The organism is Streptomyces chiangmaiensis, assembly GCF_036281785.1.
GTDB classification, from domain to species: domain Bacteria; phylum Actinomycetota; class Actinomycetes; order Streptomycetales; family Streptomycetaceae; genus Streptomyces; species Streptomyces chiangmaiensis.
Window position 1 is genome coordinate 1 of sequence record NZ_JAYWVC010000072.1, and the last position, 22829, is coordinate 22829.

General features: G+C 70.6%; 21 protein-coding genes. 10 read left to right on the forward strand and 11 right to left on the reverse strand.

Going from position 1 to position 22829, the window contains the following annotated elements; genetic code table 11:
- Positions 1-186: 186 nt before the first annotated feature.
- The 3 genes from VXC91_RS21150 to VXC91_RS21160 all read left to right on the forward strand — a co-directional run bounded on the left by VXC91_RS21150 (position 187) and on the right by VXC91_RS21160 (position 2835).
- Positions 187-1512: a M20/M25/M40 family metallo-hydrolase gene (locus VXC91_RS21150; RefSeq protein WP_329508864.1), complete on the forward strand. Its 1326-nt coding sequence runs from the start codon at positions 187-189 to the stop codon at positions 1510-1512.
- Positions 1513-1699: 187 nt separating this feature from the next.
- Positions 1700-1933 (forward strand): chaplin ChpH, encoded by a 234-nt coding sequence (gene chpH / locus VXC91_RS21155; protein WP_329508865.1) that lies wholly within the window; start codon positions 1700-1702, stop codon positions 1931-1933.
- Between the two features lie 167 nt (positions 1934-2100).
- Positions 2101-2835, forward strand: a complete 735-nt coding sequence (locus VXC91_RS21160) for a chaplin (protein WP_329508866.1) — start codon at positions 2101-2103, stop codon at positions 2833-2835.
- A 229-nt stretch (positions 2836-3064) separates the two neighbouring features.
- On the opposite strand, the gene VXC91_RS21165 is transcribed toward VXC91_RS21160, so the two are convergent.
- A complete protein-coding gene (locus tag VXC91_RS21165; protein WP_005485166.1) occupies positions 3065-3253 on the reverse strand; it encodes a DUF5703 family protein in 189 nt (62 codons plus the stop codon).
- 47 nt (positions 3254-3300) lie between these two features.
- Between VXC91_RS21165 and VXC91_RS21170 the strand changes: the two genes are divergently transcribed.
- The gene (locus VXC91_RS21170) at positions 3301-3990 is read left to right on the forward strand and encodes a hypothetical protein (protein ID WP_329508867.1); all 690 of its coding nucleotides are present in this window, start codon (positions 3301-3303) and stop codon (positions 3988-3990) included.
- 118 nt (positions 3991-4108) lie between these two features.
- Here VXC91_RS21170 and VXC91_RS21175 read toward each other — a convergent pair whose 3' ends face one another.
- Positions 4109-6316, reverse strand: a complete 2208-nt coding sequence (locus tag VXC91_RS21175; RefSeq protein WP_329508868.1) for an ATP-dependent RecD-like DNA helicase — start codon at positions 6314-6316, stop codon at positions 4109-4111.
- On the reverse strand, positions 6313-7296 hold the full coding sequence (locus VXC91_RS21180; RefSeq protein WP_329508869.1) for an aldo/keto reductase: 984 nt from the start codon (positions 7294-7296) through the stop codon (positions 6313-6315). The genes VXC91_RS21175 and VXC91_RS21180 overlap by 4 nt, the downstream gene beginning before the upstream one ends.
- Positions 7297-7456: 160 nt before the next feature.
- Here VXC91_RS21180 and VXC91_RS21185 point away from each other — a divergent pair, with 160 nt between their 5' ends.
- Both VXC91_RS21185 and VXC91_RS21190 read left to right on the forward strand, forming a co-directional pair.
- On the forward strand, positions 7457-8512 hold the full coding sequence (locus VXC91_RS21185) for an LLM class F420-dependent oxidoreductase (RefSeq protein ID WP_329508870.1): 1056 nt from the start codon (positions 7457-7459) through the stop codon (positions 8510-8512).
- A gap of 269 nt (positions 8513-8781) precedes the next feature.
- Positions 8782-9570, forward strand: coding sequence for a ferritin-like domain-containing protein (locus VXC91_RS21190; RefSeq protein WP_329508871.1), 789 nt, complete (start codon positions 8782-8784; stop codon positions 9568-9570).
- Positions 9571-9613: 43 nt separating this feature from the next.
- Here the strand turns inward: VXC91_RS21190 and corA are convergent, their stop codons facing one another.
- Positions 9614-10612, reverse strand: a complete 999-nt coding sequence (gene corA, locus VXC91_RS21195; RefSeq protein WP_329508872.1) for a magnesium/cobalt transporter CorA — start codon at positions 10610-10612, stop codon at positions 9614-9616.
- Positions 10613-10782: 170 nt separating this feature from the next.
- Here corA and VXC91_RS21200 point away from each other — a divergent pair, with 170 nt between their 5' ends.
- The 4 genes from VXC91_RS21200 (at position 10783) to mshC (ending at position 14313) form a co-directional block, all read left to right on the forward strand.
- Entirely contained in the window at positions 10783-11469 is a 687-nt protein-coding gene (locus VXC91_RS21200; RefSeq protein WP_329508873.1) for a histidine phosphatase family protein, read from the forward strand.
- Between the two features lie 122 nt (positions 11470-11591).
- Positions 11592-12182, forward strand: coding sequence for a DUF3090 domain-containing protein (locus VXC91_RS21205; protein WP_329508874.1), 591 nt, complete (start codon positions 11592-11594; stop codon positions 12180-12182).
- A complete protein-coding gene (locus VXC91_RS21210) occupies positions 12146-12964 on the forward strand; it encodes an SCO1664 family protein (RefSeq protein WP_329508875.1) in 819 nt (272 codons plus the stop codon). Before VXC91_RS21205 ends, VXC91_RS21210 begins: the two co-directional genes overlap by 37 nt.
- Positions 12965-13083: 119 nt before the next feature.
- Complete coding sequence (gene mshC / locus VXC91_RS21215; protein ID WP_329508876.1) at positions 13084-14313, forward strand: cysteine--1-D-myo-inosityl 2-amino-2-deoxy-alpha-D-glucopyranoside ligase; 1230 nt, start codon at positions 13084-13086, stop codon at positions 14311-14313.
- Positions 14314-14503: 190 nt separating this feature from the next.
- On the opposite strand, the gene VXC91_RS21220 is transcribed toward mshC, so the two are convergent.
- The 7 genes from VXC91_RS21220 to VXC91_RS21250 all read right to left on the reverse strand — a co-directional run bounded on the left by VXC91_RS21220 (position 14504) and on the right by VXC91_RS21250 (position 22570).
- Positions 14504-15478, reverse strand: coding sequence for a PAC2 family protein (locus VXC91_RS21220; protein ID WP_329508877.1), 975 nt, complete (start codon positions 15476-15478; stop codon positions 14504-14506).
- A 184-nt stretch (positions 15479-15662) separates the two neighbouring features.
- Positions 15663-16334, reverse strand: a complete 672-nt coding sequence (locus tag VXC91_RS21225; protein ID WP_329508878.1) for a FadR/GntR family transcriptional regulator — start codon at positions 16332-16334, stop codon at positions 15663-15665.
- A gap of 141 nt (positions 16335-16475) precedes the next feature.
- On the reverse strand, positions 16476-17237 hold the full coding sequence (locus VXC91_RS21230; protein ID WP_329508879.1) for a nucleoside phosphorylase: 762 nt from the start codon (positions 17235-17237) through the stop codon (positions 16476-16478).
- Between the two features lie 145 nt (positions 17238-17382).
- Complete coding sequence (locus VXC91_RS21235) at positions 17383-18990, reverse strand: glycerol-3-phosphate dehydrogenase/oxidase (RefSeq protein WP_329508880.1); 1608 nt, start codon at positions 18988-18990, stop codon at positions 17383-17385.
- A gap of 6 nt (positions 18991-18996) precedes the next feature.
- Positions 18997-20535, reverse strand: a complete 1539-nt coding sequence (gene glpK / locus VXC91_RS21240) for a glycerol kinase GlpK (protein WP_329508881.1) — start codon at positions 20533-20535, stop codon at positions 18997-18999.
- Positions 20536-20622: 87 nt separating this feature from the next.
- The gene (locus VXC91_RS21245; protein ID WP_329508882.1) at positions 20623-21411 is read right to left on the reverse strand and encodes an MIP/aquaporin family protein; all 789 of its coding nucleotides are present in this window, start codon (positions 21409-21411) and stop codon (positions 20623-20625) included.
- Positions 21412-21805: 394 nt separating this feature from the next.
- Entirely contained in the window at positions 21806-22570 is a 765-nt protein-coding gene (locus VXC91_RS21250) for an IclR family transcriptional regulator (protein WP_329508883.1), read from the reverse strand.
- Positions 22571-22829 lie beyond the last annotated feature (259 nt).

The following is a 22829-nucleotide window of genomic DNA, read 5'->3' on the forward strand; positions in this document are numbered from 1 at the left end:
CAGGTGTCTGTCGTGCGGGCTTCCCCCGCGGCGACGAAGGAAACATTACCAGGCTTTCGGGAGCGTTCGATCACATCCTGTTCCGGCGTGAACGGCAGGTGACGGACCGGGCACCGTCTTGGGGCGCGGCGGGGGTCGGAGAGAGGATGAGGGGTACCACCAGCAGTGACACCGGGAGGAAGCAGCGTGACCGACACGGACACGGCCAGGAGCGTCACCGGCGAGGACGAGGTCGTGGACCTCTGCCGCGAGCTGATCCAGATCGACACCAGCAACTACGGCGACCACTCGGGACCCGGCGAGCGCAGGGCCGCCGAGTACGTCGCCGCGAAGCTTGCGGAGGTGGGGCTCGAACCGCAGATCTTCGAGTCGCACCAGGGCCGTGCCTCCACGGTCGCCCGCATCGAAGGCGAGGATCCCTCGCGCCCCGCCCTGCTGATCCACGGCCACACCGACGTCGTACCGGCCAACGCGGACGACTGGACGCACCACCCGTTCTCCGGCGAGATCGCCGACGGGTGCCTGTGGGGCCGCGGCGCGGTCGACATGAAGGACATGGACGCCATGACGCTGGCGGTCGTCCGCGACCGGCTGCGCGGCGGGCGCAGGCCCCCGCGCGACATCGTCCTGGCCTTCCTCGCGGACGAGGAGGCCGGCGGCACCTACGGCGCCCGGTACCTCGTCGACAAGCACCCCCATCTCTTCGAGGGCGTGACCGAGGCGATCAGCGAGGTGGGCGGGTTCTCGTTCACCGTGAACGAGCAGCGGCGGCTCTATCTGATCCAGACGGCCGAGAAGGGCATGCACTGGATGAAGCTGACCGTGGCCGGCACGGCGGGGCACGGATCCATGATCCACCGGGACAACGCGATCACCGAGCTGTCCGAGGCCGTCACGCGGCTCGGACGGCACGAGTTCCCGGTGCGGGTCACCAAGACCACCCGGGCCTTTCTCGACGAACTCGGCGACGCGCTCGGCATCGAGCTCGACCCGGAGGACATGGAGACCACCCTCGCAAGGCTCGGAGGCATCGCCAAGTTCATCGGCGCGACCCTGCGCAATACGGCCAACCCCACACAGCTCGGCGCCGGTTACAAGGTCAACGTCATCCCGGGCGAGGCCACCGCGCACGTCGACGGCCGCTTTCTGCCGGGGTTCGAGCAGGAGTTCCTCGCGGATCTCGACACCCTCCTCGGGCCCACGGTCAGGCGCGAGGACGTGCACTCCGACAAGGCCGTCGAGACGACCTTCGACGGGGCGCTCGTGGAGGCGATGCAGTCCGCTCTGGTGGCCGAGGACCCTGCCGCGAAGGCCATCCCGTACATGCTGTCGGGCGGAACGGACGCCAAGTCCTTCGACGACCTCGGCATCCGCGGCTTCGGATTCGCGCCGCTGAAGCTGCCGCCGGAGCTGGACTTCGCGGGTATGTTCCACGGCGTCGACGAGCGGGTTCCGGTGGACGCGCTCAAGTTCGGTGTGCGGGTCCTCGACCGTTTCCTCGACGCCGCCTGATACCCGCCCAACTCCCTTGTTTCCGTCCCGGTTTGCACGCTGAAACGAGACTGCACTATTCGCCAGCACGTACGGAGGTCGACCGGGACGAGTGAATGCGACCATAAGCTCGTAGCTCCATTACTCCCTCCTCGTTACAGGTGATGTGGTCCGAGGCTTGGATCGCTTTTGCCAACAAGGAGGAAGAATGATCAAGAAGGTCGTCGCTGCTGCGGCTGCCACCGGTGGTCTGGTTCTCGCGGGTGCGGGTCTGGCCGTCGCCGACTCGGGCGCCCAGGGTGCCGCTGTGCACTCCCCGGGTGTCGTGTCCGGCAATGTCGTCCAGGTGCCGGTGCACGTCCCGGTGAACGTCTGCGGCAACACGATCTCGGTGATCGGGCTGCTGAACCCCGCCTTCGGCAACACCTGCATCAACAAGTGACGTTGTGCCCCGTCTCATGAGGGGCCTCACCCCGTGAGGGGCTGAGCCCGGCGGCCCCGGAGCGCGTGCCATGCGCTCCGGGGCCGACCGGTTGCCCTTGCGTCCGTGCACTCAGCGCGCGGCCGCGTTCCAGAAGGTCCACACAAGGTCGAAGACAGGAATCAGCAATGCGACAGGTCACCCGCAAGGGCCTGATGACGGTGGCAGCGGCGACCGGCGTCCTCGCCGTCACCGGCGGCTACGCGCACGCCGACTCGGGTGCGCACGGATCGGCCGGCAACTCGCCCGGCGTGCTGTCGGGCAACTCGGTGCAGGTGCCCGTGCACGTCCCGGTGAACCTCTGCGGCAACACCGTGAACGTGATCGGGCTGCTCAACCCGGCGGCGGGCAACATGTGCGCCAACACGGGCGGCAGCCACAGCGGGGGCGGCCACAGCGGCGGCTCCCACGCGGGCGGGCACACGAGCGGCTCGCCCGGCGTCGGCTCCGGCAACCATGTGCAGGTCCCGGTGGACGTCCCCGTGAACGTCTGTGGGAACAGCGTGGACGTGGGCGGGCTCGGCAACCCGGCAACCGGCAACCACTGCGGCAACACTCCGGGCGGCGGGCACTCCACCACCCCGCCCGGCGGCGGGCACGGCACGCCTCCTCCTGGAGGTGGTGGCGGGACGACGCCTCCGGGCGGCGGTGGCGGAAGCACTCCGCCCGTCACGCCCACACAACCGGGCGGTGGCTCTCGCCCGATCAACCACCCCGGTCCGCAGTCCCTCACCCCCACCACGGGCTCCGCACAGCTGGCCCAGACCGGTGGCGATCTCCCGGTCGGCCTGCTGGTGCCGGCGAGTGCGGGTGCGCTGCTCGGGGGCGTGCTGCTCTACCGCCGAGCGCGCGCGAGCATGTGAGCCGTGGGCCCGCGGTCGCGTCCATCGCGTGATCGCGTCGGCCCGCCCGGCTCGCCTCCGTGCGATCGGCGTCCATGGTGCATGATCGGCGCCATGTGTGAGCACAGCCGTGTTCACGCTCCACCAAAACCGAACATAAATAACCGCAGTGCCACATTCTTCCCCGGTGGACTGCGAAAACGGATCGTGCCCCGCCAAAGCGGGGCCCGATCCGATTCAGCTTCCTCGCTCACCACGTGGCGCGCACCTGGCGGATGATCCGCCGGCGCAGCCGCACCCTGCGGCTGCCGTCACGCAGCAGGCTCAGGCGGTCCAACTCCCAGTGTCCGTACTCGGCATGATCTGTGAGAAGGCGTGTGGCGTCCTTACGGGAGACCCCGCGCGGTACGTACACGTCGACAAATTCGTATTCCGGCATCGCATCTATTGTGCGGGCTGGGGCCCGGTACGGATAGCGTCTGCTCTATGTCTGATGCTGCGCAGCCCACAGCTGCCGAGGTACGCGCCGCCGTCGAGGCGGTCAAGACCGCGCTCGACCGCCACCTGGCGGCGATCGAGGGCAGGACGGGTGACGACGACCCGGCCGTCTACGAGGCGTTCAACGAGCTGGCCGCGGCGGCCGAGGAGTACGACGAACTGTTGTATGACCGCTATGACGAGGTCACGCCCTTCGAGATCCCCGGTGTGGAGGACGCGCTGCCGCCGTACACGGGCCCCGAGGAACCGAACGCGCTCAGCGTGCTGATCCGCCGCGACTACGCGGTGGCGGAGCCGCAGCGACTGCTGGCGCAGGCACGGCGCGTGGAGGACGCGGACGAGGAGGGCGTGCGGGGATCATCGGCCGGCACCGTCCACGGCGCGGTCGGCGTTCTCTTCGGCGAGTTCGAACCGGACGAGATCGCTTCCCGGCACAAGGAGTTCGGCCTGGAGGAGGGTGACTCCACATTGTGGGTGACGGCCGCGGACGAACCCGCGGAACCGGGTGAATGGCTGGAGGCTCCCTTCGAACAGATCGATCCGCAGCGGGTCGTCTGCCGTTTCGACATCAGCACGGTCTTCGACGACGAGTCCGACGACGATCTCGAGGAGGACTTCGGGTCCGAATCGGAGCTGGAGGACGACGAGGACCTGGAGCCGCTGGAGGTCGACCGCTAGACCGCGCGGGCTCGGCCGGGAGATTCCTGGCCGTGCAGCCCGCTCCCAGCGTCTGGTGAGGGGAGGTGCCCTGCGGCGCCTCCCCTCACCGCGTCGAAGGCAGGGGGTGGGAGTCGGTTCAGCCCGTCGCCGGGAGCTGGCCCCGCAGCAGCAGGGGCAGGCGGGTGGTCCGCGGCTTGGCCGGGATCTCTGCCACGGCTCGTGGCAGCGCCTGCTCCACTCCGTGGACCACCGACAGATGGCGGCCTGCCCTGCCGAAGGCGGTGTACACCCAGGGCCTGCTCAGCGCCTGGGCTGCGTCACCGGGCAGCACCACGACCACCGCGGGCCAGCGCTGACCGACCGCCTGATGCGCGGTGAGCGCCCAGCCGTGCCGCACGGACTGCTCCACCCGCTCCTTCGGTACGACGACGGAGGCGCCCGAGCACTCCAGGTGCAGTCCCTCCGCGTCCGCCTTCACGACATGGCCCGGCAGCGTACGGCCCGGGGCGGGGGAGTAGGCGATCCGGTCGCCGGTGTCGAAGCCCCCGAAGCGGCCCGGGCCCGGGTTGAGCCGCTCCTTGAGCGCCGCGTTGAGGGCACGGGTTCCCGCCGCTCCGCCATGGCCAGGCGTGATCACCTGTGTCTCCTGCGAGGGAACCCCGATAGCCCGTGGCACGGAGTCCACGACCAGCTGCACGGTCCGGTGCACCGCCTCCGGGGCGTCCCGCACCGGCACGATCACGACCTCCTTGCCGGGCGCGTCGACCTGGGGGAGCTCGCCGATGCCGATCGAGGAGACCAGCTCCCCGATGGGGCCGGGGTCGGGAGTCCGCGAAACGATCTGCGGGCACACGCGGGCGGCGAGCAGATCGGCGAACACCCGCCCGGGGCCGGCCGACCACAGCACTCCCGGGTCGCCGCTCAGCACCAGGCGGGCGCCGTCCGGCAGCGACTCGGTGAGCAGGGCCGCCGTTTCGACGTCCAGCTGGGGGGCGTCCAGCACGATGAGCAGGTCGAGGTCCAGCGCACCGTCCGCGTCCCGGCCCGGGCCCTCGGTGCCGGACAGCAGGCCCGCCACCGTGGCGAGGGGCGGGTGCGTCGTGGCGGCGGCGTCCGGCAGGTCGGGCCGGGCCGGCAGCGCGGCGAACATGTCGCGGCCCGCCGGGCTGTGGGTGGCGGCCCAGGCGCGCACCCCGAGACCGCGTGCCGCTTGCAGCAGCGTCGCCGGCTCGATGCGCGAGGCCTCCCCGCCGGTGTGGAGCACCAGGCCATGGTCCGCGACCGCGCGGATCAGCTCACCGGCGGCACCGGCTGCCGAGCGGGCCGCCTGTGCCCAGTCGTCGGCCGCACCGTTCTCCTTCGGCACGGAGTTGATCAGCCGGGCCAGTCCGTCGGCGAGGCTCTCCTCCGCGAGCGCGTACCGCTCCAGGCCGATCAGGACACGGACCGGGCGGTTCTCGTCCTCGCTCGCGCCGGCAGCACCCTCGACCGGCGCGCTACCCGGCCCGGACGTCTCCAGGGCGTCCTGGAAGACCAGAACTTCGCCCTCCGCGATGCTGCTCTGCACGGCCGCGTCGGGGTCCGGCACCGAGCGCTGGGCGAGTGCCGCCTCGAGGACCGGGACCTCCAGCGCGGTGTGCCCGGCCAGGGCCGCCTGTTCCAGCAGCCAGACCGTCACCGCTCGGGCCCGTCGTTCGTCGTCCGGACGGCACTCGGGGCCGAGCAGGGCCCGGGCGAAGCCGTCGGCCTGCTCCGGCCGCACCCCGGTGATCCGCAGCAACTGCCAGGGATCCGCCCGCAGGTGTGTGTCGGCCCCCTCGCCGAGGACCGCGGCGACCTGGGGCGCGAGCGTGTCGGGGGCTCCTGCCTCGGCCAGGAGGGCACGCACGGTCGCGACGAGTTCCGTGCCGGGAACCGCGGCCGCCTCCTGCGGCGCGAGGGGTCGTGTGCGCCGCTCGGGCTCGGGGGCGGGCCGACGTGGAGCGGGGGCCGGCTCCCGGAATGCGCTCGAGACCGGCTTCTCACCGCTTTCCACGGCCCGCACTGCCGCCAGCAGGTCGGCGGCCTTCCCGCCGAGCTTCGCGCCGGCCTCGATGGGACCTGTCTTCTGGGCCTTCCGCCGCTCGATCCGTTCCCGCTCGACGCGCTGGGCCGCCAGCTCCGCCTCCGCCTCGGACAGCTCGGGCGCGGCGGCGTCACCGCCGGAGGGCGTCGCCGGTCCGGCGTCCCGGTCTTCGCCGCCGGGTGCCGACTCTCCTTCGGTCCGGCCCGTGCCCGCCTCGGTTCGGTCCTCCGGCTTCCGCGGCGGGGGGTCCGTCTCCGTGGTCTCCGGGTCCGTGCTCACAGCGTGCTCCAGTCGTGATCGGGATAGCGGTGCACCGGTGCCGACACGTCGTCCAGCGCCCGGCAGATCTCGTCAGGAAGAGTAAGGGCCTCCACTGACAGCGCCGCCGTGAGCTGCTGTGCGTTGCGCGCACCGACGATCGGCGCGACCACGCCCGGCCGGTCGCGGACCCATGTCAGCGCCACCTGGAGCGGCGTGGCGGACAGCCCGTCGGCGGCTGTCTGCACCGCGTCCACGATGCTGCTCGCCGTGTCGTCGAGATAGGGCTGGACGAAGGGGGCCATGTGCTCCGAGGCCCCGCGCGAGTCGGCCGGGGTCGACTGCCGGTACTTGCCGGTCAGCACGCCTCGGCCCAGGGGAGAGGACGGCAGCAGTCCGACCCCCAGGTCCAGTGCGGCGGGCAGCACCTCGCGCTCCACACCGCGCTGCAGCAGCGAGTACTCCATCTGCGTACTGGCGATGCGGCTGCGTATACCCGGGGTCGCGAGCTGCCACGTCGCCGCCTTCGCGAGTTGCCAGCCGCAGAAGTTGGACACACCCGCATACCGTGCCCGGCCGCTTGTGACCGCCAGGTCGAGCGCCTGCAGGGTCTCCTCCAGCGGGGTGCAGGGGTCGAAGGCGTGGATGTGCCACACGTCGACGTAGTCGGTGCCGAGGCGGGCGAGCGAGGCGTCCAGCGCCGCGAGCAGATGGCCGCGCGAGCCGTCGAACCGGCGGTCGGGGTCGGGCACGCTCCCCGCCTTCGTCGAGATGACCAGATCACGGCGCGGCACGAGCCCGTCCATGAGCTGCCCGAGCAGATACTCGGCCTCCCCGTCCCCGTACACGTCCGCCGTGTCGACGAGGGTCCCGCCCGCCTCCCAGAACGCCTTCAACTGCTCCGCGGCGTCGTGCTCGTCCGTGTCACGCCCCCACGTCAGGGTGCCGAGACCGATCCGGGACACGCGAAGGCCGGTTCGGCCGAGATGCCTCTGCTCCATGAACGCCGAGATTACGGCCTGAACTCGGCGCGTGGGTGGCCTGTGGACAACCGAATTCCCGTGCCCCGCAAGGAGCGAGGCGTCGCTCCCCCTTCCCGACCGGACGTCGCGCTAAGGTCTGCCCACAAGGGACGTTACTGACGGGTAAGGGGAATCGGCCATGCAGCTCGGGATCAACCTCGGCTATTGGGGCGCCGGAATGGACGCGGACAACCTCGCCGTGGCTCAGGAGGCCGACCGGCTCGGCTACGCGGTGTGCTGGGCTGCCGAGGCGTACGGCTCCGACGCGGTCACTGTGCTCACCTGGGTCGCCGCCCAGACCGAGCGGATCGACGTCGGCTCGGCCATCTTCCAGATCCCGGCCCGCCAGCCGGCGATGACCGCGATGACCGCCGCCACCCTCGACTCGCTCTCGGGCGGGCGCTTCCGCCTCGGCCTCGGCGTCTCGGGGCCGCAGGTCTCCGAGGGCTGGTACGGCGTCAAGTTCGACAAGCCGCTGTCCCGCACCCGCGAGTACGTGGAGATCGTGCGCAGGGCGATGACCCGCGAGCGGCTGTCGTACGAGGGCGAGCACTGGACCCTCCCGCTGCCCGGCGGCCCCGGCAAGCCGATCAAGCTGACCGTGCACCCCCAGCGCGAGCACATCCCCCTCTACATCGCGGCGATCGGGCCCAAGAATCTGGAGCAGACCGGCGAGATCGCCGACGGGGCACTGCTCATCTTCCCCTCGGCGGAGCACCTCGAGGAGACAGCGATCACGCACCTGCGCGCCGGGCGCGCGAAGGTGGGCAAGACCCTGGACGGCTTCGACGTGTGCCCCACGCTTCCCCTCGCCGTCGGTGAAGACAAGGACGTGACGGCCCTCGCCGACACCTTCCGCCCCTATACCGCCCTGTACGTCGGCGGCATGGGCAGCCGCAAGCAGAACTTCTACAACCAGCTCGCACAGCGCATGGGGTACGAGAAGGCGGCCGCGGAGATCCAGGACAAGTACCTGTCCGGCGACAAACAGGGCGCCGCGGCCGCGGTACCGCACGAGCTGATCGACCGGACCACCCTGCTGGGCTCCGTGGACCGCATCGCGGACCGGATGAAGGCCTACGCCGAAGCGGGCGTCACCACCCTCACACTGGCGCCCGCCGGCTTCACCCTCGACGAGCGGCTCGTCTCGCTCCGAGCCGGGTCCGAGGCCCTGGAGCGGGCCGGACTGGCCTAGCCAGTGCTGCGACCGGAAAGGTTCACCGGCAAACCTTTCCCGCCACAGCACTAGCGGAAGCGGATGGTCTCCGCGGCCGTGGTGGGGGCTCGGGGGTCTACCCCGCCACGGCCGTCACGGGGAACAACGCGCCGGGCCCCGAGCGGTTACGGCATCGTCAGGACCAAGGTGCTCCTCCGTTCGGAGCAGCCGCCCCGTACAGCTGTTGCACCTCCTTCACGACGGCATTTGACTCTCTCTTTGCGGAGTCCTGCAGAGAGGTGCCCACGATGCTTTCGGTCAAGAGTCTGTTCGAGGAGATCCTCGACAACGACGAGTCCTTCCGCCTGTTCTGCTCGATCGCGGCCAGCGGGGAGTCGCAGGGCGGTTGGGAGAACGGGCGGATCGCCGCGCTCGTGCCGGAGAGCGAGCGAGCGCTCGCACCCAAGATCGCGCGTCACGGCGCGGACGAGGACAAGCACGGGCGCATCTTCAACGCGCTGATGCGGAAACGTGGCCTGGACCCCGTTCCCGTACCGCCCGAGACCGACTACACGATGCTTCTCGAGAAGCAAGGCATCGGTCTTGCACACGAGAAGCTCAAGGCCGACCGTCCTCTGTCGGTACAGGACGTCATCACCTATCTGGTGCACAGCAGGGTCACCGAACAGCGCGCCGCGGAACAGATGGCGATGCTGTGTACGTACTTCGCGGACCACCCCGAGGTCGGCAGGGCCGTGCGCATGATCTCCCAGGACGAGGACAACCACCTCGCGTACTCCAACGAGGAGCTGCTGCGCTTCGCGGATGCCGGGCACAGGCCATTGATCCAGCGGACGCTGCGCGAGTGCGCGCTCGCCGAGATCCGCGTCCACCGGGACGTCAGTCTCGCCGTCATGGGCCACATGGGACGCATCCTCGGCTGGCCTGCGGCCAGGTCGGCGATGCTCGCGGTCGGTATCCGCGTCATGTACCTCTACGAGCGCCTCGCCGGCTGGCGGCGGATGGTGACCCTGAGGATGCCGGCGCGGCGCGACGCGCTCGGCGGTCCCACCGCACAGGCACGGGAGTTCGCCTGAGCCGCCCGCCGCGCCACGCGTGCGGCACGGGCCGGGACTCGCCTCACAGCCAGCCGCGTCGCTTGAACGTCCGGTAGAGAGCCACCTCGAGGGCCGCCATCGCCAGGATCAGCGCCGGGTACGACCAGATCCAGTGCAGCTCCGGCATGTGGTCGAAGTTCATCCCGTAGACGCCCGCGATCATCGTGGGGACCGCGGCCATCGCCGCCCACGCCGAGATCTTGCGCACGTCGTCGTTCTGCCGCACGCTCGCCTGCGCCAGATGCGCGGAGAGGATGTCGGACACCAGCCGGTCCAGGCCCTCCACGGACTCGTTCACCCGGGCCAGATGGTCGGAGACGTCACGGAAGAAGGGCCGTGACTTCTCCTGGACGAAAGGCACCGTCGTCCCGTACGTGCCCTGGCCCGCCAGCCGGGCCAGGGGCGGGGCCAGCGGGACCGTCGCCCGGCGGAACTCGAGGATCTGCCGCTTGAACGTGTAGATTCCCGAGGCCGTGTGCTGGGAGCCGCCGCCGGAGGGCGAGAAGACCTCGGCCTCCAGCTCCTCCAGGTCGGTCTGCAGTTCGGTCGCCACGTCGAGGTAGTGGTCGACGATCGAGTCCGCGATCGAGTACATCACCCCCGTCGGGCCGTGCCGCAGCATCTCCGGCTGTTCCTCGAGTCGGCGCCGGATGCCCCCGAGCGGCATGTGTTCGCCGTGGCGCACCGTCACCACGAAGGAGTCGCCGAGGAAGAGCATCAGCTCGCCGGTGGAGACGGTGTCGCTGCGGGGCTCGTAGGACACCGGCTTCAGCACCAGGAACAGCGAGTCGTCGTACACCTCCAGCTTGGGGCGCTGGTGAGCCTTCAGCGCGTCCTCGACCGCCAGCGGATGCAGCCCGAACTCCTGAGTGACGAGGTCGAACTCGTTCTCCGTCGGCTCGTGCAGACCGATCCACAAGAAGGTGTCCGAAGCGGCACGCGCCTCGTTCAGGGCGTCGGAGAGGTCCTCCGGGCTCTCGGTGCGGCGCCCGTCGCGGTAGATGGCGCAGTCGACGATCACGGAGCGTATTCTCCCGTCCGTCGGATACCGGCGCATACCGGGGACTCATCGAGGGCTCGACCGCCGCGCGCCGCCGGTGCGGTGGTCCCCAGCGGGCCCGCACCCCCGTCGACCGCCGCCGCTTCCACCTCCGGCCCGGCATGCCGAGGCGTCCCTTTAGGCTGGACGTCATGCCCACGTTGATCCTCGTCCGGCACGGACGCTCCACCGCCAACACCGCGGGACTCCTCGCCGGCTGGACGCCCGGCGTCGCTCTCGACGAGCGCGGCACCGAACAGGCCGCGGACCTGCCCGGGCGACTCGCCGAACTGCCGATCACAGAGGTCGTCACCAGCCCCCTGCAACGCTGCCGGGAGACCCTCCAGCCGCTGCTCGACGCCCGTCCCGGACTGCCCGTACGCACCGACGACCGGATCGGCGAGTGCCACTACGGCGACTGGTCCGGCCGCAAGCTCGCCGAGCTGAAGGACGAGCCGCTGATGGAGGTCGTCCAGACGTATCCGTCGGCGGCCGCGTTCCCGGGCGGTGAGTCGATGCGGGCCATGCAGACCCGGGCCGCGGAGGCGGTACGTGAGTGGAACGAGCGCGTGGAGCGCGACCACGGCGCCGACGCCGTGTATCTCATGTGCTCGCACGGGGACATCATCAAGTCGCTCGTCGCGGACGCACTCGGCCTTCATCTCGACCTCTTCCAGCGGATCTCCGTCGAACCATGTTCCATCACCGTGATCCGCTACACCCGGCTGAGGCCATTTCTCGTTCGCCTCGGGGACACCGGCGACTTCAGCTCCCTCGTGCCGCGTGAGGAACCCTCCGGTCCGGACGCCACGGTCGGAGGCGGCGCGGGCGCCCCGTGATCGTCGGCCGCAGTAGGGTGAAGCGGTCGAACCAGCGCAGTAGTTGTCAGCAACAGTAGTCAGCAACCCAAGCGGACCGGCGAGGTCAGCCGGTCCCGATCCCGATCCAATGGAGACAGGACGTGTCCCGTCAGGTGTTCCTCTACGACCCCCCGGACCGCTTCGTGGCCGGTACGGTCGGGTTGCCCGGGCGCCGTACCTTCTTCCTGCAGGCTTCGGCCGGACCCCGGGTGACCAGCGTGGCCCTGGAGAAGACCCAGGTCGCGGCGCTCGCCGAGCGCATGGACGAGCTTCTCGACGAAGTCGTGCGCCGCAGCGGCGGCAGCGCGTCCGTACCTGCCATGGCTCCCACGGAGGTCGCGGACACGGCTCCGCTCGACACTCCGATCGAGGAGGAGTTCCGCGTCGGCACCATGGCCCTGGCCTGGGACGGTGAGGAACAGCGCATGATCGTCGAGGCCCAGGCCCTCGTCGAACTCGACGCCGATTCCGAGGAGGACCTGGCCGAGGCCGAGGAGCGGCTGCTCCAGGACGAGGAGAACGGGCCTCCGATGCTCCGTGTCCGGCTCACCGGCGCCCAGGCCAGGGCCTTCGCCAAACGCGCCCTCGACGTCGTCAGCGCCGGCCGGCCGCCCTGCCCGCTGTGCAGTCTCCCGCTCGACCCGGAAGGACATGTATGTCCGCGCCAGAACGGATACCGCCGCGGAGCGTGACCACGGCGGGACTGCTCGCCGACGGCGAGCTCGCCGTGGTCGGACGCATCCGTGACGCCTCCAACGCGGCGCTGTACTGCACGGTCTCCTACGACGGCCGGGAAGCCGCCTGCATCTACAAGCCCATTGCCGGGGAGCGGCCCCTGTGGGACTTCCCGGACGGCACTCTGGCGCAGCGCGAGGTCGCCGCCTACGAGGTGTCCGAGGCGACCGGCTGGGGGCTGGTTCCACCCACCGTGCTGCGCGACGGGCCCTACGGTCAGGGCATGTGCCAGCTCTGGATCGACGGGCAGCCGGGTCCCGAGCTGCTTGCCCTGGTGGACGGCGAGGAGGCGGAGGAGGGCTGGAAGGCCATCGGCCTCGCCGACGTCGGCGAGGGGAGGACGGCCCTGCTCGTGCACGCCGACGACGAGCGGCTGCGGCGCCTCGCCGTCCTCGACGCGGTCATCAACAACGCCGACCGCAAGGGCGGGCATCTGCTGCCCGCCGGCGAGGGGCGCCTGTATGGCATCGACCACGGGGTCACCTTCAACACCGAGAACAAGCTGCGCACGCTGCTCTGGGGCTGGGCAGGGGAGCCGCTGACCGGGGAGGCGGTCGAGGTCCTCAAGGGCCTGAAGGAGGCCCTCGAGGAGGGCGCGGCACTCGCCCTGCGACTGGCCGGGCTGCTGACCGCGGCTGAGGTGCTGGCCACACGTGCACGGGTGGAGGCGCTGCTGGAGTCGGGAAGACATCCGGAACCCACCGGGGAGTGGCCGGCCATTCCCTGGCCGCCGGTGTGAGACGCGGCCGGGGTGGTTCACCGGCGTGCACACCGGACGGTGGCGCGCAAGAACGCCTTCCCGGCCGTCCGGCCCGGTCCGGTTCGTATACGCAAGTTCCGGCCGGTTAGGCTCATGGCATGCATGCCTGGCCCGCTTCCGAGGTCCCCGCCCTGCCAGGTCAGGGCCGCGACCTGAGGATCCACGACACCGCGACCGGTGGCCCCGTCACCCTCGACCCTGGTCCCGTCGCCCGCATCTACGTCTGCGGCATCACCCCCTATGACGCGACCCATATGGGTCATGCGGCAACCTACAACGCGTTCGACCTCGTTCAGCGCGTGTGGCTCGACACCAAGCGGCAGGTTCACTACGTACAGAACGTGACCGACGTCGATGATCCGCTGCTGGAGCGGGCGCAACGCGACGGCGTCGACTGGGTCGGCCTCGCCGAGAAGGAGACGGCGCTCTTCCGCGAGGACATGACCGCCCTGCGCATGCTGCCGCCCCGCCACTACATCGGCGCGGTCGAGGCGATACCCGGGATCGTGCCGCTCGTCGAACGTCTCCGGGAAGCCGGAGCCGCGTACGAACTCGAAGGCGACATCTACTTCTCCGTGGAGTCCGACCCGCACTTCGGCTCGGTGTCCCACCTGGACGCCGCCGCCATGCGGCTGCTGTCCGCCGAGCGCGGCGGCGACCCGGACCGCACGGGCAAGAAGAACCCGCTCGACCCGATGCTCTGGATGGCAGCCCGTCCCGGCGAGCCGAGCTGGGACGGGGGCTCCCTGGGCAGCGGCCGTCCCGGCTGGCACATCGAGTGCGTCGCCATCGCCCTCGACCATCTGGGCATGGGCTTCGACGTGCAGGGCGGCGGCTCCGACCTCGCCTTCCCGCACCACGAGATGGGTGCCTCGCACGCGCAGGTGCTGACCGGCGAGTACCCGATGGCCAAGGCATACGTCCACGCCGGCATGGTCGCGCTGGACGGCGAGAAGATGTCGAAGTCCAAGGGCAACCTGGTCTTCGTGTCCCGGCTGCGGCGCGACGGCGTCGACCCGGCCGCGATTCGGCTCGCGCTGCTCGCCCACCACTACCGTTCCGACTGGGAATGGACCGACCAGGTCCTGCAGGACGCCGAGGCGCGGCTCGCGCGATGGCGCTCCGCCGTCTCCCGGCCCGACGGACCGCCGGCGGAGGCACTCGTCGAGGAGATCCGCGAAGCCCTCGCGAACGACCTGGACGCACCGGCCGCCCTCGCCGCGGTCGACCGCTGGGCGGCGCTCCAGCAGCAGAGCGGCGGCACGGACACGGGCGCGCCCGGTGTCGTCTCACGTGCCGTGGACGCGCTGCTCGGCGTGGCGCTCTGAGCCTTCTTCCGTATCCGCACGAGCGGCGCCGGGCGGGGTCGTCCCCCTGCCCGGCGCCGCTCGGCGCCTGTCCGCACGTCGTGATCGCCGTCGGCGCGCAGGCATCGCGGCCGCCGTCTCCGTCGATGTGCTTCAAGGCCTGGGTGACGGCCGACGAACAGGGGCGGTGCGCCAGTGCGCACCGCCCCGTCTAGTCCTCCGAGGACTCCTCGTCCTCGCCGCCGGGCCGCGGCGGCTTCGGCGGCCGCGTGCGCCCGCCGGGGTTGTCCCGCCGGAACGGTCCGGTGTCGCCACCGTCCGCCGTGGCGTGCCCGCCGGGCGGGCTGCCGTCCCGTCGGCGCAGATACCGCTCGAACTCGCGGGCGATCGCCTCGCCCGACGCCTCCGGGAGCTCGGCGGTGTCCCGGGCCTCCTCCAGCGTCTGGACGTACTCGGCGACTTCGCTGTCCTCGGCGGCGAGCTGGTCCACGCCCAGCTGCCAGGCACGCGCGTCCTCCGGCAGTTCGCCGAGCGGGATGCGCAGGTCCAGCAGGTCCTCCAGGCGGTTGAGCAGAGCCAGCGTGGCCTTCGGGTTCGGTGGCTGCGACACATAGTGCGGCACCGCCGCCCACAGCGACACGGCCGGGACGCCCGCGTGGGTGCACGCCTCCTGCAACACGCCCACGATTCCCGTGGGACCCTCGTACTTGGTCTCCTCCAGGTCCATCCGGCGGGCCAGGTCCGGGTCGGACGTGGTTCCGCTGATCGGGACCGGACGTGTGTGCGGGGTGTCACCGAGCAGGGCGCCCAGGATCACCACCAGCTCCACGCCCAGCTCGTGGGCGAAGCCCAGCAGCTCGTTGCAGAACGAGCGCCACCGCATCGACGGCTCTATGCCGCGGACCAGTACCAGGTCGCGGGGCTTCTCGCCGCCCACGCGGACCACCGAGAGCCGGGTGGTGGGCCAGGTGATCTTGCGCACCCCGGCATCCATGAACACAGTGGGGCGGTTCACCTGGAAGTCGTAGTAGTCCTCGGCGTCCAGCGCCGCGAACACCTCGCCCTTCCACTCCTTGTCCAGATGCGCGACCGCGGTGGAGGCGGCGTCGCCGGCATCGTTCCAGCCCTCGAACGCGGCCACCATGACCGGGTCGATCAGCTCGGGAACCCCCTCGAGCTCGATCACCCAGTGCCTCCTTCCGACGTGCCCTCACGTACGTCCCAACCTTACGGCGTGCGGCGGGGGCGCCCGCAGCCCCCTTGCACGGGGGAGTGAACGGATGACTGCCCAGTCCGGCGTCGTCGAACACCCATGATCGTCGGCCCGGGCCCTGTTCGACCATCCGGTCAGTGCTCCGGGCCGCGGTCGGTCACAGTGTCGAGCGCAGCCACTGCTCGACGGACGCGATGTGCACGGTCGCCCACGAACGGGCCGCCTCCGCGTCCCGGTCCCGGAGAGCGCCGAGGATCGCCCGGTGCTCGTGCAGGGTGCGGCTCACCGCGTCCTCCTGGGTCAGACCGCGCCAGATCCGGGCCCGGGTGGTGGGTCCGGACAGGCCGTCCAGCAGGGAACACAGCACCGAGTTGCCGGAGGACTGCACGATGCCCCGGTGGAACTCCAGGTCGCAGGCCACCAGCTCCTCCACCGACGGATCGGAGCCCAGTTTGTCCAACTGGGCCGTCAGCACGTCCAGTTGCTGCTCACTGATGCGGGCCGACGCCATGGCCGTCGCGGCCGGCTCCAGGATGCGGCGCACCGCGAGGAACTCCAGCACGGTGTCGTCGCGGTGGAAGTCCACGACGAAGCTCAGCGCCTCCAGCAGGAGTTGGGGGTCGAGACTCGTCACATAGGTGCCGTCGCCCTGCCGCACGTCCAGGATCCGGATCAGCGACAGGGCGCGTACGGCCTCGCGCAGGGAGTTGCGGGAGAGACCGAGCTCGGCGGCGAGCTCGCTCTCCTTGGGCAGACGGTCGCCCGGCCGCAGCGCGCCGGAGACGATCATTCCCTTGATCTTCTCGATCGCCTCATCGGTGACTGCCATGGCGGGCCTCCCTGTGCACTGAGACATCCGATCTCTCCCCCATTATGGGGTTCAGTGGGTTGAACCAGGCCGGGAATCCCGATGTCATCAAGGGAAAGGGCAGGACGTCGCCGCCGTGCACGAGCAGATCGATGCGCTCACTCATCCAGCCTTCTTCTCCCCGAGCAGCCGCAGCGCCTCCAGTGCCACGACCGAGCCGCGTTCCACACCTCGCGCGACCACCTCCCGGTGCGGGTCATAGCCGCCCGTGGAGAAAGCCGCCTCCTCGCCGATCAGTTCGTCGGCGTTGGCGCCGTCCACGACCAGCACACCGCCCGCGACCAGCCCGCGCAGAGAAGCGGTCACCAGCAGCGCGGACAGCTCCATCTCGATCGCCGCGAGACCCGCCCGTTCGTAGGCGTTCAAGGGGATCAGCCCCGGCTGGAAGGCGGCCCGTGTCCACACGATCCCGCGGTGGTGCGGCACGCCCGCCTCCCGGGCCGCGCGCTGCAGGGCGAGCACCGCCTCGGGCGCGGAGACCGCAGGGTACTCGGCGGGCAGCAACTGGGCGGTCACGCCGTCGTCGCGCACGGCCGCCTCCGCGATCACCAGGTCCCCGTCGGCGATCCCGGCCTTCATCGCACCCGCCGTGCCGAACCGCACGAAGGTGCGCACCCCGGCGTCCGCCAGTTCCTGGAAGAGCAGGATGGCGCCCGGCGCGCCCACCCCGTGCGAGGCCACCGTGACCCCCAGTCCCTTCCAGTTGCCCGCGAACACCCGGTACTCACGGTGGTACGAGACCTCGGCGGCGTTGTCGAGCAGCGCGGCCACCCTCGCCGCGCGCGCCGGGTCGCCCACGAGGACGGCGTACGGCGGCAACCCGGTGCGGGGGATACGGGTGACGGGCGACAGGGTCTGCGTCATGAGGCGACTCCAGCGGATCGGCGAGTGCGGAGGGCGCCGCGCGGCGAGCGCGCATCGCGTCTTCGGACACCGTACGCAGGCGGGACGCCGGCACATGGGCGAGGGGCGGCCCCTGGGGGGGGAGCCGCCCCTCGGCGCGGGATGCCTACCGCTTGTCGAGCAGGTCCTGCACCTTGCCGCGCACCTCGTCCGTGGCCAGGCCGCGGATCGTCAGGGTGGTACGGCGGCGCAGCACGTCGTCCGCCGTCTCGGCCCACTCGTGGTCCCGGGCGTAGACGACCTGCGCCCAGATCTCCGGGGCGTCCGGGTGGACGCGCTCGCCCAGCTCCGGGTTCTCGTTGGCCAGCCGAGCGATGTCGAAGGCCAGCGAACCGTAGTGGGTCGCCAGGTGCTTGGCGGTGTCGGGAGCCATGCGCGGACCGGGCGCCGGACCGTCGACGACCAGCCGGTGGGCGACCGCGCGCGGGTTGGCGATGCCCGGCAGCGGCAGCCGCTTGGGCAGCGTGGAGATCGGTTCGAAGTCGTCGCCGAGCGGACGGCCCGGCAGCGACTCCAGCTTCTGCATGACCGTGCGGCCGATGTGCCGGAACGTGGTCCACTTGCCGCCCGCGACGGACAGCATGCCGCCCCGCCCCTCGGTGACGACGGTCTCGCGCTTGGCCTTGGCGGTGTCACCGGGGCCGCCGGGCAGCACCCGCAGACCGGCGAAGGAGTAGGTGATGAGATCGCGCTGCAGCTGCTGGTCGCGGACCGAGAAGGCGGCCTCGTCGAGGATCTGCGCGATGTCCTTGTCGCCCACGGAGACCTCGGCCGGATCGCCCTCGTACTGCTCGTCGGTGGTGCCGAGCAGCAGCATGTCCTCCCAGGGGAGGGCGAAGGTGATGCGGTACTTGTCGATCGGGGTCGCCAGCGCCGCCCTCCAGGGGGAGGTGCGCTTGAGCACCAGGTGCACCCCCTTGGACAGGCGTATGGAGGGTGCCGCCGTCGGGTCCTCCATCCTGCGCACATGGTCGACCCACGGGCCGGTCGCGTTGAGCACCAGCCGCGCGTCGACGCCGAACTCGTCGCCGGACAGGCCGTCCCTCAGCTCGGCGCCGGTGACCCGGCCCTTGGTGAAGCGCAGTCCGGTGACCACGGTGTGGTTGAGGACGACGGCGCCCGCCTCGACCGCCGCGCGGACCGTCATCAGGGCCATGCGGGCGTCGTTCATCTGGTCGTCGCCGTAGACGGCGACGGCCTTGAGGTTCTCGGTGCGCAGCTCCGGCACGTCCTGCTGTGCCTTGGCCGGCGAGAGCAGATGGCCGACGCCGTCACCGAACGCCGACAGTGCGGAGTAGGCGAAGACGCCCGCCCCGAGCTTCGCCGCGCCGTGCGGCCCGCCCTTGTACACGGGGAGGTAGAACGTGAGCGGATTCGCCAGGTGGGGGGCCACCTGACGGGAGACCGCACGGCGCTCGAAGTGGTTCTCCGCCACCAGCTTCACCGCGCCGGTCTGCAGGTAGCGCAGTCCGCCGTGGAGCAGCTTGGAGGAGGCGGAGGAGGTGGCGCCGGCGAAGTCGCCGGCGTCCACCAGCGCCACCCGCAGGCCCGACTGGGCGGCATGCCAGGCCGTGGAGATGCCCAGGATTCCGCCGCCGATCACCAGGAGGTCGAATGTCGCCCTGGACAATTGTTCCCTGGTCTCGGCGCGGCTCGGGTTGGAGCCGTAGGCCGGGTGAGTCCCCAGAGCCGGGACACTCTGCAGGGTGGTCATCGCTGTCTACTCCTCGTGTTCGATCCAGCCCATGGTCCGCTCGACGGCCTTGAGCCAGTTCTTGTACTCACGGTCGCGGATCTCCGCGTCCATGTGGGGCGTCCACTCGGCGGCGCGGCGCCAGTTGGCGCGCAGGTCGTCGGTGCTGGTCCAGAAGCCCACCGCCAGACCGGCGGCGTAGGCGGCGCCGAGGCAGGTGGTCTCGGCGACCATCGGGCGCACCACCGGCGCGTCCAGGACGTCCGCGAGCGTCTGCATCAGCAGGTTGTTGGAGGTCATACCGCCGTCGACCTTCAGGGTCGACAGCTCCACGCCCGAGTCCTTGGTCATGGCGTCCGCGATCTCGCGGGTCTGCCAGGCGGTCGCCTCCAGGACGGCGCGCGCGAGGTGGGCCTTGGTGACGTACCGGGTCAGCCCGGCGATCACACCGCGGGCGTCGGAGCGCCAGTAGGGAGCGAACAGACCGGAGAAGGCCGGCACGAAGTAGGCGCCGCCGTTGTCCTCGACCGTGAGCGCGAGGGTCTCGATCTCGGCGGCGGTCTTGATCAGACCCATCTGGTCGCGCATCCACTGCACCAGGGAGCCGGTGACCGCGATCGAGCCCTCCAGGGCGTAGACCGGCTTCTGGTTGCCGATCTGGTAGCCGACGGTGGTCAGCAGGCCCGAGTAAGAGTTGATGATCTTGTCGCCGGTGTTCATCACCATGAAGGTGCCGGTGCCGTAGGTGGACTTGGTCTCACCCTCGGAGAAGCAGGTCTGGCCGAACAGGGCGGCCTGCTGGTCGCCGAGCGCGGAGGCGACCGGGATGCCGCCGAGCAGCTCGCCGACGCGCCCGCCGGTGATCTCGCCGTACACCTCTGCGGACGACCGGATCTGAGGCAGCATCGAGAGCGGGACGCCGATGGACTCGGCGATCCTCTCGTCCCACTCCATGGTGTGCAGGTTCATCAGCAGCGTGCGGGAGGCGTTGGTCACGTCGGTGACGTGGTGGCCGCCGTTGACACCGCCCGTCAGGTTCCAGATGACCCAGGTGTCCATGGTGCCGAAGAGGATGTCGCCCGCCTCGGCGCGCTCGCGCAGGCCCTCCACGTTGTCGAGCAGCCAACGGGCCTTGGGGCCCGCGAAGTACGAGGCCAGCGGCAGACCGGTCTCACGGCGGAAGCGGTCCTGGCCCACGTTGCGGCCGAGTTCCTTGCAGAGCGCGTCCGTACGGGTGTCCTGCCAGACGATGGCGTTGTGGACGGGCTCACCGGTGTTCTTGTCCCACAGCACGGTCGTCTCGCGCTGGTTGGTGATGCCGATGGCCTTGATGTCGTCCCGGGTGATGCCGGCCTTCTCGACGGCTCCGGTGACGACGTCCTGGACGTTGGTCCAGATCTCGGTGGCGTTGTGCTCGACCCAGCCCGGCTTGGGGAAGATCTGCTCGTGCTCCTTCTGGTCGACGGAGACGATACGGCCGTCACGGTCGAAGACGATGCAGCGCGAGGACGTGGTGCCCTGGTCGATGGCGGCGATGAAGGGGCCGGCGGTGTGTGCGTCGGTCACGGTGTGCTCCTGGAATTCCGTGGATAAGAGGGGCGGTCTTTACGGCGCGCGGTGCTCAGAGGTGATGCCCGGAGAAGGTCAGTTCGCTCAAGCAAAGGCGACGTTGTATATGCCTGCGGCGATCGCGCCGCCGACCAGCGGGCCGACGACCGGGATCCAGGCGTAGCCCCAGTCGGAGCCGCCCTTGTTGGGCAGGGGAAGAAGTGCGTGGACGATGCGCGGACCCAGGTCGCGGGCCGGGTTGATCGCGTAGCCGGTCGGGCCGCCGAGCGAGAGACCTATGGAGACGACCACCAGCGCGGTGATCAGGGCACCCAGGTTGCCGAGACCGTTGCCCTTGTCGTTGAGGCCCTGTGTGAGCACCGCGAGGACCAGCACGATCGTGCCGATGATCTCCGTGGCGAGGTTCATCACCGCGTTCCGGATCTCGGGACCGGTGGAGAAGATGCCGAGCACCGGGCCGGCCTGGGTCTCCTGGGCCTCGAGGGCCTTGGTGTCCTGTGCGCCCGGGCCCCCGACGATCTCTCTGTCGGTGAGGTGGGACTGGAACTGGCCGTAGTAGACGACCCAGACCAGGGCCGCACCGATCATCGCGCCGAGCAGCTGTCCGGCCCAGTAGACCGGGACGTTGCTCCAGTCGCCGTCCTTGATGGCGAGTGCGAGCGTCACCGCCGGGTTGAGGTGGGCACCGGACAGGGGCGCTGAGGTGTAGACGGCCGTCAGAACGGCGAAGCCCCACCCGAAAGCGATGGCGAGCCAGCCGGCGTTACGGGCCTTGGAGGCCTTCAGTGTCACTGCGGCGCAGACGCCGCCGCCGAGCAGGATGAGTATGGCGGTACCGATGGTCTCGCCGATGAAGATGTCGGAGCTGGACACCCGCGACTCCTTTGTCCTTCGTCCAGGGGAAGGCGAACCCCGGGTCCCTCCGGTGGTCCGCGCCCTCAGGGGTGAGAGCGATGCCGGCCCTTGGCGTTGCCACACTCTAACGCGTATTGCCGGTAGGTGTTCGACAATGCCGACCGATGGACGGGAGTCTCGCTTCCGGTTCGGCGACGCGTCAAGAGTCCGGTAATCGAAAACGGGATCGTTACTGATCGCCGAGAGTTATCGATCTTGGGCGGGTGCGCACCGCGTACGGTTGCCCACCGTCCGTGGCCGAGTGACCGCCCGGGAAGGCCCGTACCCGAATCCCGGCCGCGGAGGCTCCGTGGTGTGCGGGCACGCCGAAGGGCCGGTACGGCGCCGTCGTACCGGCCGTGCAGGACGCGCCTCAGAACCGTCCGGCGCCCAGGTCCCGTGACACCGCGCGGGCGCAGTCGCGCACTGCCGCGATCAGCTCGGGGCGCAGCTCCCCGTCCCGGCACACACGCTCCACGGCGCCCGTGATGCCCACCGCGCCCACCGGCATCCGCCGCCGGTCGTGGATGGGCGCGGCGACCGAGGCGACTCCGGTCCACGTCTCCTCGACGTCGGCCGCGTACCCGCGTGCCCGGGTCAGGTCGAGCAGATGCTCGAATGCCTCCGGTTCGCAGACGGTGCGGTCGGTGAACGGCTTCCGGTCCGCCTCCAGCACTTCGCTGTGCGCGACCGGGTCGTACGCCGAGAGGACCTTGCCGAGGGCCGTGGAGTGCAGCGGCTGCATGGCCCCGATCTCCAGGACCTGCCGGCTGTCGTCGGGCCGGAACACGTGGTGCACGATCAGCACGCCCTGCTGGTGCAGCACCCCCAGATAAACGCTCTCACCGCTCGAACGGGCGAGGTCGTCCGTCCACACCAGGGCACGCGCCCGCAGTTCGTGGACATCGAGGTAGGTCGTACCGAGGCGCAGCAGCTCGGCCCCCAGCTGGTAGCGGCCCGAGGCCGTGTCCTGCTCGACGAAGCCCTCCTGCTGGAGCGTGCGGAGTATGCCGTGGGCGGTGCCCTTGGCCAGGCCCAGTGACGAGGCGATGTCCGACAGGCCGAGCCGTCGCTCGCCACCCGCGAGGAGCCGCAGCATCGCGGCCGCCCGTTCGAGCGACTGGATGTTCCGTGCCATCGCCGTCCTGCCCTCCGTCCGATCTACCGCCGGCTGTCATTCGTGTGCTGCCGTTCGGCAATGCCGAACACTACCGGTCGATGTGGACCTCCCGCTAATGGCAGGACGCCATCCGTTCGGGCGGATTCTCCACCGGGGTCACATCGGAGGCACGGTCGTCCGCCCCCTGGACGCCTCTGACCGTACGGCCTGCCGCGGGCTACCCTGGCCGCGTGCGCCTTCCACGGGAAGCGCAAAGCCGACAGCCGTCGCACCCCAG

What these genes read in the sequence shown, in the direction of transcription:
- VXC91_RS21235 (WP_329508880.1), bottom strand. Translation starts at nt 18,990, where the DNA reads ATGACCACCCTGCAGAGTGTCCCGGCTCTGGGGACTCACCCGGCCTAC.
- VXC91_RS21165 (WP_005485166.1), bottom strand. Translation starts at nt 3,253, where the DNA reads ATGCCGGAATACGAATTTGTCGACGTGTACGTACCGCGCGGGGTCTCC.
- VXC91_RS21210 (WP_329508875.1), top strand. Translation starts at nt 12,146, where the DNA reads ATGTCCGCGCCAGAACGGATACCGCCGCGGAGCGTGACCACGGCGGGA.
- mshC (WP_329508876.1), top strand. Translation starts at nt 13,084, where the DNA reads ATGCATGCCTGGCCCGCTTCCGAGGTCCCCGCCCTGCCAGGTCAGGGC.
- VXC91_RS21250 (WP_329508883.1), bottom strand. Translation starts at nt 22,570, where the DNA reads ATGGCACGGAACATCCAGTCGCTCGAACGGGCGGCCGCGATGCTGCGG.
- VXC91_RS21225 (WP_329508878.1), bottom strand. Translation starts at nt 16,334, where the DNA reads ATGGCAGTCACCGATGAGGCGATCGAGAAGATCAAGGGAATGATCGTC.
- VXC91_RS21200 (WP_329508873.1), top strand. Translation starts at nt 10,783, where the DNA reads ATGCCCACGTTGATCCTCGTCCGGCACGGACGCTCCACCGCCAACACC.
- VXC91_RS21160 (WP_329508866.1), top strand. Translation starts at nt 2,101, where the DNA reads ATGCGACAGGTCACCCGCAAGGGCCTGATGACGGTGGCAGCGGCGACC.
- VXC91_RS21170 (WP_329508867.1), top strand. Translation starts at nt 3,301, where the DNA reads ATGTCTGATGCTGCGCAGCCCACAGCTGCCGAGGTACGCGCCGCCGTC.
- chpH (WP_329508865.1), top strand. Translation starts at nt 1,700, where the DNA reads ATGATCAAGAAGGTCGTCGCTGCTGCGGCTGCCACCGGTGGTCTGGTT.
- VXC91_RS21190 (WP_329508871.1), top strand. Translation starts at nt 8,782, where the DNA reads ATGCTTTCGGTCAAGAGTCTGTTCGAGGAGATCCTCGACAACGACGAG.
- VXC91_RS21230 (WP_329508879.1), bottom strand. Translation starts at nt 17,237, where the DNA reads ATGACGCAGACCCTGTCGCCCGTCACCCGTATCCCCCGCACCGGGTTG.
- VXC91_RS21180 (WP_329508869.1), bottom strand. Translation starts at nt 7,296, where the DNA reads ATGGAGCAGAGGCATCTCGGCCGAACCGGCCTTCGCGTGTCCCGGATC.
- VXC91_RS21185 (WP_329508870.1), top strand. Translation starts at nt 7,457, where the DNA reads ATGCAGCTCGGGATCAACCTCGGCTATTGGGGCGCCGGAATGGACGCG.